5 protein-coding genes are annotated in these 11895 nt (G+C 74.3%); 2 read left to right on the forward strand and 3 right to left on the reverse strand.

All coding sequences use genetic code 11. The annotated features are described in order from the left end of the window. Positions 1–40 precede the first annotated feature (40 nt). The gene (locus ACFWYM_RS25790) at positions 41–841 is read left to right on the forward strand and encodes a hypothetical protein (RefSeq protein WP_384841751.1); all 801 of its coding nucleotides are present in this window, start codon (positions 41–43) and stop codon (positions 839–841) included. Here the strand turns inward: ACFWYM_RS25790 and ACFWYM_RS25795 are convergent. From ACFWYM_RS25795 to cobT, 3 genes are all read right to left on the reverse strand, one after another. Then, on the reverse strand, positions 742–1479 hold the full coding sequence (locus ACFWYM_RS25795) for a hypothetical protein (RefSeq protein ID WP_384841755.1): 738 nt from the start codon (positions 1477–1479) through the stop codon (positions 742–744). The two genes, ACFWYM_RS25790 and ACFWYM_RS25795, sit on opposite strands and share 100 nt — an antisense overlap. Continuing rightward, positions 1476–3248, reverse strand: a complete 1773-nt coding sequence (locus ACFWYM_RS25800; RefSeq protein WP_384841758.1) for a phosphatidylglycerol lysyltransferase domain-containing protein — start codon at positions 3246–3248, stop codon at positions 1476–1478. The genes ACFWYM_RS25795 and ACFWYM_RS25800 overlap by 4 nt, the downstream gene beginning before the upstream one ends. Positions 3249–3373: 125 nt before the next feature. After that, on the reverse strand, positions 3374–4441 hold the full coding sequence (gene cobT, locus ACFWYM_RS25805; RefSeq protein ID WP_384841761.1) for a nicotinate-nucleotide--dimethylbenzimidazole phosphoribosyltransferase: 1068 nt from the start codon (positions 4439–4441) through the stop codon (positions 3374–3376). Positions 4442–4668: 227 nt separating this feature from the next. On the opposite strand from cobT, the gene ACFWYM_RS25810 reads away from it, so the two are divergent. Continuing rightward, positions 4669–11895: an SDR family NAD(P)-dependent oxidoreductase gene (locus tag ACFWYM_RS25810; protein WP_384841765.1), complete on the forward strand. Its 7227-nt coding sequence runs from the start codon at positions 4669–4671 to the stop codon at positions 11893–11895.

Genomic DNA, 11895 nt, shown 5'->3' on the forward strand with positions numbered 1-11895 from the left:
CCGGACTGCGAGCGGCGCCCGGGGAACGCAGGATGGCCCCATGGATTGGTGGCAGCGGAACGTCATCGAGCCGGGCAAGCTGCCCTTGCTGCTCGCGCTCGCCGCCTTCGTGCTGTCGTTCGTCGTGACGCGGACCATCACCCGGCTCATCAAGGCGGGCAAGGGGCCGTTCCGCAACATCACCACCGGGGACGTGCACGTCCACCACGTCGTGCCCGGGATCTTCCTCATGCTCGTCGGCGGGTTCTGGGCGGTGGCGGCGGGGCGGCACAGCACGGGCGCGATGGTGGCCGCGGTGATCTTCGGCATCGGGGCGGGTCTTGTGCTCGACGAGTTCGCGCTGATCCTGCACCTGGACGACGTGTACTGGAGCGACCAGGGCCGCAAGAGCGTGGAGGTGGTGATCCTCACGGCGGCCCTGATCATCCTGATCCTCACCGGCTTCTCGCCGTTCGGGATCGAGGACATGTCGGCCTCCGACCGCCGCAACCGGCCGGTGTTCGCCTTCAACGTCGCCCTCAACTGCTGCTTCGCCCTGGTCGCGCTGATGAAGGGCAAGCTGCGCACGGCGCTCATCGGGATGGTGGTGCCGTTCGTCGCGATCATCGGCGCGGTCCGGCTGGCCCGGCCCGGTTCGAACTGGGCGCGGCGCTTCTACGCCAACCGGCCGCGCGCCCGGGCCCGCGCGGGGCTGCGCGCCTACCGGCACGACAAGCGCTGGGCGGGCCCCAACCGCCGGCTTCAGAACTGGATCGGCGGTTTCTCCTCGGACCCGCCCGCGGAGCCGGCGTCCGAGCCGGGGGAGGGGCGCGACCGGGACACGGCGTCGCCCCGCCGGTGACGCCAGGTGGAGACCAGGCACACCGCCGCCACCGCGGCGATCGCCGCGATGTGCTCGCGGCCCGCGAGGTTGTTCTTGACGAGCACCTCGCCCACCATCACCACGGTCACGAGCGCCGCCGTGAAGTACGCCCGGTAGCGCCAGCACACGAACACCGCGAGCCCGACGACGGCCGCCGACGGTCCGGTGTCGACGACCTGCGCGTCCGACGCGGGCAGGCCCACCGGGTTGTCGGGCCCGAGCGCGATGCCGATCCGCGCGTACAGCGTCCCGGCGAGCGTCGCCGCGTACCCGATGACGAGCGTGCGCCACCAGCCGAGGCAGATCTCCGCGATGCCGAAGACCAGCAGGATCTGTGCGAGCGCGCCCCACACGGGCAGATCGAGGGCCGGTACGAAGAGGGAGAGCGGGGTGCGGACGAGGGCGAGCCAGAGGGGCTCCTCGGCGCGCACGGAGCCGATGTTCTGGACGAACTGGTAGCCCCAGGACTGGTTCTGGGTGAACTGCAGCAGCGCGGTGAGGCAGACCGCGCCGAGCGTCATCGGGACCGCCCGCCACTTCCGGGCGACGAGCCCGTCGCGCACCGTCGAGAAGAGCGGGCCCCATTCGGCGCGGGCGAGGCGGGCGATGGTGCTCATCGGGGGGACTCCAGGTGTTTTCGGTGCAGCCACTTCGGCAGGCCGGGAGCTTCCAGGAAGCCCTCGGCCCGGGCGGACGCGACGCCGATGCGCAGCAGGTCGCCGCTCTTCTCGAAGAGGAGGAAGCGCGGTTCCCAGATGGGCCGGTACTTGGCGTTGGCGCGGTACAGCGACTCGATCTGCCACCAACGCGAGAAGAAGCTGAGCAGCGACCGCCACAGGCGGAGGACCGGGCCCGCGCCGAGTCGCGAGCCACGTTCGAAGACGGAACGGAACATGGCGAAGTTGAGCGAGACCTGGGTGATCTTGATCTCGGCGGCCCGCTGCAGGAGTTCGATCACCATGAACTCCATCAGGCCGTTCTCGGAGTCCCGGTCACGCCGCATCAGATCCAGCGAGAGCCCGTTCGGCCCCCACGGCACGAACGAGAGCAGCGCCCTCAACTGCCCCTCGCCATCGGTGCATTCGAGCATCACGCAGCGCCCGTCGGCCGGGTCGCCGAGCCGCCCGAGCGCCATCGAGAAGCCCCGCTCGGTGGCCCCGTCGCGCCAGTCGTCGGCGAGCTTCACGAGCTGCGCCATCTCGTCGTCGGGGATGTCCTCGTGCCGCCGGATGCGGACTTCGTAACCGGCGCGCCTGACGCGGTTGTACGCCTGCCGGACGGTCCGCATGGCCCGCCCCTCCAGCGTGAACTCCGCAGTCTCGACGATGGCTTCGTCCCCCAGCTCCAGCGCGTCGAGGCCGTGCCGGGCGTAGATGGTGCCCGCCTCCTCGCTCGCGCCCATCACCGCCGGGATCCAGCCCTGCACCCGGGCCTGCGCCAGCCACGGCTCGATCGCGCCCGGCCATGCCTCGGGGTCGCCGATCGGATCGCCGGAGGCCAGCGAGACGCCGCTGACCACGCGGTAGGCGACCGCGGCCTTGCCGGTCGGCGACCACACCACGCTCTTCTCGCGGCGCAGCGAGAAGTAGCCCAGCGAGTCGCGCTCGCCGTGCCGTTCGAGCAGCTCGCGCAGCCGGGCCTCGTCCTGTGGGGTGAGCGGGTCGACGGCCTTGCGGGAGCGGAACGCCGCGTACAGGACGGCCAGGAGCAGCAGCGTGCTCAGGACGTTGATGGTGACGTTGACCCAGCCGGGGGTGGTGATGCCGGGGAAGCGGGAGTCGTCGGCGGCGAGCGAGACCAGGCGCATCGTGCCGTAGCGCCAGCGGTCCAGGAAGGTCGAGCGGTGGTCGTCCTGCGCGTGGTTGGTGACGGTGACCAGGAGCGCGGCGAGCAGCGAGGTGACCAGGAGACCGCCCACCGCGACGGCCGCCGCGAGCTTGGGGTTGGAGCGGTCGCCGCGGGCGTAGAACTCGCGGCGGCCGAGCAGCAGCGCGCCGAAGAAGCCCGCGGTCAGGGCGAGCGAGATCCAGTTCTGCGCGTACTGGTTGATCTCCGGGAAGAACATCGCGAACGCGAAGAGCAGCAGGAAGAGGCCGCTCAGCACGGTGTTGAGGATCCAGGCGGCGCGCTTGCGGCGGCGCATGGTGATGGCCAGGAACATCGTGAAGACGCCCGAGGCGAACCCCGCGGTCAGCAGATACGGGGTGAAGTAGTTCTCGGTGTTGTGCCGCCGCAGGTCCTGGCCGAGCGAGACCCAGACCGCGCTGAGGAAGTTGATGAACGTGACGGCGCGCAGATACCAGACGGAGAGCGCGGCGGCCCTGCGTGAGGTGGGGCTGCTGTGAGGTTGTATTGCGTGTGCGGCGCCAAGGCGTTCATCTCCCATGAAAAGGGATCATATGGGGCTAGATGAACCATCAGCCCGTCCGGCGTTTGCGGACGAGGCCGTTCAGGTCGATGGGGGTCCAGGGGCGAAGCCCCGGGGAGGGCGCCGCACCGAGAGGGCTCCGCCTACGCCGCGTCGCCCGCCGCAGGCGCCCGTTCGGGCAGTTCCGCCGCCAGCGCCGCGGCGCTGCGCACCAACGGCAGCGCGAGCAGCGCCCCCAGGCCCTCGCCGACCTTCACGCCCTGGTCGAGCAGCGGCTCGAGCGCCATCCGGTCAAGTGCCTTGGCCTGCGCGGGCTCCCCGCTGTTGTGGCCCGCGAGCCACCAGTCGGGGGAGCGGAAGGCGACCCGCTGGGCCACCAGGGCCGCGGCCGACGTCACCACGCCGTCGAGGATGACCGGCGTGCGCCGCACCGCGCACTGCAGCAGGAAGCCGGTCAGCGCCGCGATGTCCGCGCCGCCCACCGCGGCCAGGAGCTGCAGCTGGTCGCCGAGGACCGGGCGGGCCCGGCGCAGCGAGTCGCGGACGGCGGCGCACTTGCGCATCCAGGTCAGGTCGTCGATGTGCTCGCCGCCGCGGCCGGTCACCACGGACGCGTCCGTGCCGCAGAGCGCCGCGATCAGCGTCGCGGCGGGCGTCGTGCCGCCCACGCTGATGTCGCCGAGCACCACGAGGTCGGTGCCGGAGTCGGCCTCCTCGTCGGCGACCTTCATGCCAGCCCGTACGGCCTGTTCGGCCTCCTCCAGGGTGAGCGCGTCCTCGATGTCGGTCCGCCCGGAGCCGCGCCGCACCCGGTGCCCCGCGACCTCGGCGGGCAGCGCGTCGGGCGCGCAGTCCAGGGCCAGGTCCACGACGCGCACCGGCACGTCCAGGCGGCGGGCGAGCGTCGCGACCGGGCTCGCCCCGGACAGCACCGCGCGCACCAGCTCGGCGGCGCTCCCCGCGGGCCGCGCCGAGACGCCGAGCTCCGCCACCCCGTGGTCGCCCGCGAACAGCACCACGCGCGGGCGCTCGACCGGCCGGACGGGCACCGCGGACTGAGCCGCCGACAGCCACTCGCCCAGCTCGTCGAGACGGCCGAGCGCACCGGGCGGCACGGTCAGGCGCGCCCTGCGCTCCTCGGCGTCGCGGCGCACACCGCCGTCGGGCCGCTCGATCAGGTCGGTGAAGTCGTCGAGAATCAGCGAGCTCATTCGCCAGACAGTAGCTTGCGCCTGGCCGTACGGGAGTGGGTGCCCCGTCGTCTCCCGTGCCGCCTCCGCGGGTGGGGCGCCGGCCCCTTCACGCGTGACGACCCGTCAGTTACGCCATGTGATGCATCGACTCCATAGCGTCATTGCACCTGCGTCGATGATCCCTTACGTTCCCGTCTGTATCGGATTGTCGTACCACTCGCCTCTCCGCAGAGGAGTCCTCTCCCGTGACGCACCCGCGTGCCGCCGTCATCGGCGTCAGCCCGTTCGGAGAGCCGGACGCCCGGCTCGCCGCCGCCGTCAGCCGGGCCGGCGGACTCGGCATCCTCGACCTCGGCACCGGCGACCGCCGCGCCCGCGAGGCCCTCGCCCTTGCCCGTGCCTGGTCACCGGGCGACTTCGGTGTCCGGATCTCCGCCGACTGCGCCCTGCACCCCGACGAGTTGCACGCCCCCGACGGCACCGGACCCCACACCGTCCTCCTCGCCCCGGACGCCCCCTGGCGCATCGCTCACGTCCAGGCGCCCACCGTGCTCGCCGAGGTGCGCAGCGCCGCCGAGGCGCGGGCCGCCCTCGCCGAGGGGGCCGCCGGACTCGTGGTGCGCGGCAGCGAGAGCGGCGGGCCGTGCGGGGAGCTCTCCACCTTCGTGCTGCTCCAGCAGGTGCTGGCCGAGGCCGGGAACGCCGGTGCCGGGGGCGTGCCCGTCTGGGCGTGCGGCGGCATCGGGCCCCGCACCGCGGCCGCCGCCGTCCTCGCCGGCGCCGCCGGTGTCGTCCTCGACGTGCAGCTCGCCCTGCTCGACGAGGCCCAGCTGCCGCCCGCCGTCGCCACCCTGCTGCGCACCGCCGACGGCACCGAGACCGTCCTCGTGGGCGGCCGCCGCGTGCTCGACCGGCGCCGTCCCGGCACCCCCGCCGAGCTCCGCGAACGTCTCCTCCCGCTCGGGCAGGACGCCTTCCTCGCCGCCCGGTTCGCCGAGAAGTACGGCAGCGTCAGCGACGCCGTGCGGGCCGTGCGGGAAGCCGTCGACGGGTGTCTGCGGGCGGACGGCCATGTCGCCGCCGCGCTGCGCGGCGGCGACGCCCAGCCGATGTGCCGGGCCCTCGGTACCCGCCTTCCCATCGCGCAGGGGCCCATGACCCGCGTCAGCGACCAGGCGCGGTTCGCCGCCGCCGTGGCCGACGGCGGCGGGCTCCCCTTCATCGCGCTCGCCCTCGCCGCCCCCGCCCAGACCCGCTCGATGCTGGAGCAGACGAAGGCCGCGCTCGGCGACCGCCCCTGGGGCGTCGGCATCCTCGGCTTCGCGCCCGAAGAGGTGCGCACCGCTCAGCTGGAGGCCGTACGGGAGCTGCAGCCCAGCCACGTGATCATCGCGGGCGGGCGCCCCTCGCAGGCCGCCGACCTGGAGGCCGACGGGATCAGGACCTTCCTGCACGTGCCCTCTCCCGGGCTGCTCGGACAGTTCCTCGGGGCGGGCGCGCGGCGCTTCGTCTTCGAAGGCGCCGAGTGCGGCGGGCACATCGGGCCGCGCAACAGCTTTCCGCTGTGGGAGGCGCAGCTCGCCGTCCTGGACGACTTCCTCGACGCCCACGGGGACGTCGACCCCGGTGACGTGCAAGTGCTGTTCGCGGGCGGCATCCACGACGAGCGGTCCGCCGCCATGGTCGCCGCCCTCGCCGCCGGGCTCACCACGCGCGGGGTCGCCACCGGCGTCCTGATGGGCACCGCCTACCTCTTCACCGAGGAGGCCGTCGAGTGCGGGGCCATCCAGCCGCTCTTCCAGCGCCAGGTCATCACCGCCGAGTCGACCGCCCTGCTGCACACCGCCCCCGGGCACGCCACCCGCTGCGTGCCCAGCCCCTTCTCCGACACCTACCAGGCCCTCAAGGACGAGCTGCGCGAGCAGGGCGTGCCCGACCGGCAGGCGTGGGAGGAGCTGGAGCGGCTCAACGTCGGCCGGCTGCGCATCGCCAGCAAGGGCATCGAGCGCGTCGGCGACGAACTCTGCGACGTCGACGAGCAACGCCAGCTCGGCGAGGGCATGTTCATGGCCGGGGAGGTCGCCGTCCTGCGCGGCGCCACCACCTCCGTCGCCCGGCTGCACGCGGGCGTCACCGACGGGGCCGCCGCATTCTACGAGCGGCGCGTCGCGGAGCTCTCAACGCCCGTGCAGGACACGGGCGTTGCCGTGCCCGAGCCGCTCGACGTCGCCGTCGTCGGCATGGCGGGCATGTTCCCGCAGGCCCCCGACCTCGCCACCTTCTGGGCGCACGTCCTCGACGGCGTCGACTCCGTCACCGAGGTGCCCGCCGAGCGCTGGGACCCCGCCCTGCACTACGGGGACGACGCCGAGGCGCACGACGTGTCGGCGTCCCGCTGGGGCGGCTTCCTGCCCGACATCCCCTTCGACCCGCTCGCCTACGGCATCCCGCCCACGTCCCTCGCCAGCATCGAGCCCGTGCAGCTGCTCGCCCTCGAGGCCGCGCGCCGGGCGCTCGCCGACGCCGGGTACGACCCGGCCGCCAAGGGCGCGCGGGACTTCCCGCGCGAGCGCACCTGCGTCGTCTTCGGCGCGGAGGCGGGCAGCGACACCTCGAACGCGACGACGCTGCGCACCGTCCTGCCCTCCTACCTCGGCCGCCTGCCCGACGAACTCGCCGAGCAGCTCCCCGAGTTGACCGAGGACTCCTTCCCGGGCGTGCTCGCCAACGTCATCTCCGGCCGCATCGCCAACCGCCTCGACCTGGGCGGCGCCAACTACACCGTCGACGCGGCCTGCGCGTCCTCCCTGACGGCCGTGGACGTCGCCTGCAAGGAGCTGGCCTCCGGCGCCGCCGACGTCGCCCTGTGCGGCGGCGCCGACCTGCACAACGGCATCAACGACTACATCCTCTTCTCCTCCGTGCACGCCCTGTCGAAGACCGGGCGCTGCCGCACCTTCGACGCCGAGGCCGACGGCATCGCGCTCGGCGAGGGCGTCGCCTGCGTGGTCCTCAAGCGGCTCGCCGACGCCGAGCGCGACGGGGACCGCGTCTACGCCGTCATCAAGGGCGTCGGCAGCGCCAGCGACGGCCGCTCCCTCGGCCTGACCGCGCCCCGCCCCGAGGGCCAGCGCGCCGCCCTCGACCGGGCCTACGCTCAGGCCCGCCTCTCACCCGCCGACGTGGGTCTCGTCGAGGCGCACGGCACCGGCACCGTCGTCGGCGACCGCACCGAACTCGCCACCCTGTCCGGGGTGTTCGAGGAGGCGGGCGCGGCACCCGGCGGCTGCGTCGTCGGCTCCGTCAAGTCGCAGATCGGGCACACCAAGTGCGCCGCCGGGCTCGCGGGCCTCATCAAGACCGCCCTCGCCCTGCACACCGGCGTCCGCCCCGCCACCCTCCACGTCACCGAGCCCAACCCGGCCTGGACGCCCGACGGCCCCTTCGCGCTGCACGACCGGGCCCTGCCGTGGCCCGCGCCCGCCGCCGAGCGGATCGCCGGGGTCAGCGCCTTCGGCTTCGGCGGCACCAACTTCCATGTGGTGATGCGGGGGCACGAGGGCGGGGCGCCGCCGCGCAGAGGCGCCGACGCCTTCCCCGCCGAGCTGTTCCTCTTCCGCTCCGACGGCGCCGCCCGGGACCTCCTTGACCTGTGCACGGGCGAGGGCCACTCCTGGCGGCTGCGGGACCTGGCGCTCACCGCGGCCCGCCGGGCGGAGCAGAGCGCGGCGGCGGGCCCCGTGACGGCCGCCGTCGTCGCCGAGTCGACCGACGAACTCGCCGTCCTTCTACGGAAGTTGCTCGCCGGGGAGTCCGGTCCCGGCATCCACCGGGCGGCCGAAGAGAGCCATGAGCCCGGCGGCCAGGTGGCCTTCCTCTTCCCCGGGCAGGGCAGCCAGCGGCCCGGCATGCTCGCCGAGCTCTTCGCCGCGTTCCCCGAGACGCAGCGCCATCTGCGCGACGCCCCCGCCGACGCGATGTTCCCGCCCGCCGCCTTCACCGACGCCGAACGCGCCGCCCAGCGCGACCGGCTCACCGACACCCGCCGCGCCCAGCCCGCGCTCGGGGCGGTGTCCCTGGCCGCGTACGACATCCTCGGCGGCCTCGGCGTGCACCCCGACATGGCGGCCGGACACTCCTACGGCGAACTCGTCGCCCTGTGCGCCGCGGGCGCCCTCGACCCGGCCGGGCTCGGCGCCCTCAGCCGCGAGCGCGCCGCCGCCATCCTCGACGCCACCGGCGACGACCCCGGCACGATGGCCGCCGTGGCCGCCTCCGCCGAGGAGGTGGAGCGCGTCCTCGCCGAGGAGCACCTCGTGCGCGAGGTCGTCGCCGCCAACCACAACGCCCCGCAGCAGACGGTCGTCTCGGGCCCCACGGACGCCGTCGCCCGCGCCGTCGAGAAGCTCACCGGGGCCGGGTTCGGCGCCCGCCCGCTCCCGGTCGCCTGCGCCTTCCACAGCCCGCTGGTCGCGGGCGCTGTGCCGCGCTTCGCCGAGCGCCTCGCCGCACAGCGCGTGCGCACCCCCGAGTTCCCGGTGTGGTCCAACCTCACCGGCACCCGCTACCCGTCCGCCCCCGACGACGTACGCGGCCACCTCGCCGAACAGATCGGCGCCCCCGTCCGGTTCGCCGAGCAGATCGAGGCGATGTACGACGCGGGGGCCCGGGTCTTCGTCGAGGCGGGCCCCGGCACGGTCCTCACCGGCCTGGTCGGCAAGGTCCTCGGCGACCGCCCGCACACGGCCGTCCCCTTCGAGCCCCGCCCCGACGCCGGGGTCCGCGGCCTCCTCGACTGCCTGGCCCGGCTCGCGGTCGCGGGCGTTCCCGTCGCGGCGGCCCGGCTGCTCGCGGGCCGCGACGCGGTGCCCGCCGACGCGGCGGCCGCGCCCAGGCGGCCCGGCTGGACGGTCAACGGCCACCTGGTCCGCACGGCCGACGGCGCCCCCCTGCCGGGCGCCCTGGGCCCGGCCCGCCGGATCTCCCTCCTCCCCGGCTCCCCGGCCTCTTCCTCCACCTCTTCCTCTTCCTCGGTCACGACGGAGACGAGCACTGTGAACGACGACTTGCTCCAGGAGTTCCTGCGCAACAGCCGCGAGATGGTCGCGGCCCAACGGGACGTGCTGCTCACGTACTTCGGGACGGGTGCGGCGGTGCCTGCGGCGCCCGCGGCCCCGCCGGTCGCGGCGGTCGCGGCGCCCGCCGTCGTGCCCGCGGTGCCCGTGGAGATCCCGGAGCCGGGGCCGGAGGTCGCGGCCGTGGAGGTCCAGGCGGCCCCACAGGCTCAACTCGACGTCCTCGGAACGGTGTTGAGTGTCATCGCCGAGCGGACCGGCTATCCGGTGGAGATGATCGAGCCGGATCTGGATCTGGAGGCGGATCTGTCCGTCGATTCGATCAAGCGGACTGAGATTGCCGGGGAGTTGGGGAAGCGGCTGCTGGGTTCGGGGGTGGATCTGAGGTCGTTGCCGGACGCGGAGCTGGAGGAGCTGACCCGGGCCCGTACGGCGGCCGGGATCGCCGAGTGGCTCGGCGCGCGCGTGGTGGGGGAGGCGCCCCCGCCGACACCTCCGCCCGTGGCCGAGGCCGCGCCGGACGTTCAACTGAACGTTTTGGACACCGTGCTGAACGTGATCGCCGAGCGCACGGGCTATCCGGTGGAGATGATCGAGCCGGATCTGGATCTGGAGGCGGATCTGTCCGTCGATTCGATCAAGCGGACTGAGATTGCCGGGGAGTTGGGGAAGCGGCTGCTGGGTTCGGGGGTGGATCTGAGGTCGTTGCCGGACGCGGAGCTGGAGGAGCTGACCCGGGCGCGCACGGCGGCAGGGATCGCCGAGTGGCTCAAGGCCAAGACGGCTCCGGCCACGGAGACGGCCCCGGTTCCCGAGACGGCCGCCATGACTCCCGTACGAGAACAGGAGCCTGCCGTACGCGAGCAGGGGCCCGCCGTACGCGAGCAGGAGCCCCTCGTACAAGAAGAAGCTCCCGACGCCCCCGAAGAGGCCGCGGCCCCCCTCGTCGCCGCCCCCACCCGCCACCTCCTGACCCCCACCCCCCTCGACCCGGCCCCCGCCCCCGGCGCGGTCGCGCAAGATCTGCGGGGGAAGCACTTCCTGGTCGTCGGGGACGGGACGCCCGTCGCCCAGGCGCTGGTCACGCGGCTGACCGTGCTCGGGGCGAGCGCCGTGCGCGGGAGCGGTGACCTCGAGGGGCACGAGGGGCCGCTCGACGGCGTCGTGCACGTCGGGGCGCTCTCGCCCGTGGGGGAGCCGGTCCTGCCGGGGCAGTTCCCGGTGTTCAAGGCGGTGCTGCGGCGCGCCCCGCGCTGGCTGCTCTGCGCCCGCTACGGCGGCGACGCCAACGGCCTCAGCGGCTTCTTCCGCACCGTCGCCCGCGAGTACCCCGACACCGTGGCCCGCGTCGTCGACCTCGACGGCTCCTGGTCGCCCGCCGACCAGGCCGAGGCCCTCGTGGAGGAACTGCTCGCCCCGGACCGGGAGCCGGTCGTGCTGCGCACCGACGGCAGCAGGCGCGGCCTGGAGACGGTCGCGCGGCCGCTCGGGCTGCTCGGCGGGGGTGGGGCCGGACCCGCCGGGGACGGGTCGGCCGAAGCCGCCGTGCTCGGGCTCGGCCCGGAGTCGGTCGTGGTCCTTGCCGGGGGCGCCCGCGGCATCACCGCGCGCCTCGCGATCGCCCTGGCCGCCGCGTCCCGCTGCCGGGTCGAACTCCTCGGCCGCACTCAACTCTCGGAGCACGGAGACGAGTTCGAGGAGGCCCGCGACAAGGTCGCGCTGCGTGCCGCGCTCGCCGCGCGGGGCGGGCTCCGCCCCGCCGAGATCGAGCGGGAGGCGGCCCGCATCCTGGCCGCCCGCGAGGTCGGCGAGACGCTCGCCGAGATCCGCGGCGTCGGCGGCACCGCCGGCTACCGCTCCGTCGACCTGCGCGACTCCGAGGCCGTCCAGCAGGCCGTCAAGGACATCTACGCCCGCTACGGCCGCGTCGACGGCGTCGTGCACGCCGCCGGGGTGATCGAGGACCGGCTCATCGAGGCGAAGGACCCCGAGTCCTTCGCCCGGGTCTACGGGACCAAGTTCGAGGGCGCCAAGACCCTCCTCGCCGCCCTGCACCGGCTGCCCGAACTCCCGCGCTTCACCGTCCTGTTCGGCTCCATCTCCGCCGTCTACGGCAACCGCGGCCAGATCGACTACGCCGCCGCCAACGACGCGCTCGCCGGTCTCGGCCGCCGCTGGCGCGACGCCACCGGACGCCGCGCCCTCACCGTCCACTGGGGCCCGTGGGCGCCGACGGGCCCGCACGGCGGCATGGTCTCGCCGGAGCTCGGCCGCGAGTACGCGCGCCGCGGCATCTCCCTCATCGACCCCGAGGAAGGCGTGCTCGCCGTGCTGCGCGAGCTCGCCTGGGGCGACGCGGACACCGACGAGGTCGTCTACACCGCATCGGCCTGGTGA

This window comes from Streptomyces sp. NPDC059009, assembly GCF_042740175.1.
Classification (GTDB): Bacteria; Actinomycetota; Actinomycetes; order Streptomycetales; family Streptomycetaceae; genus Streptomyces.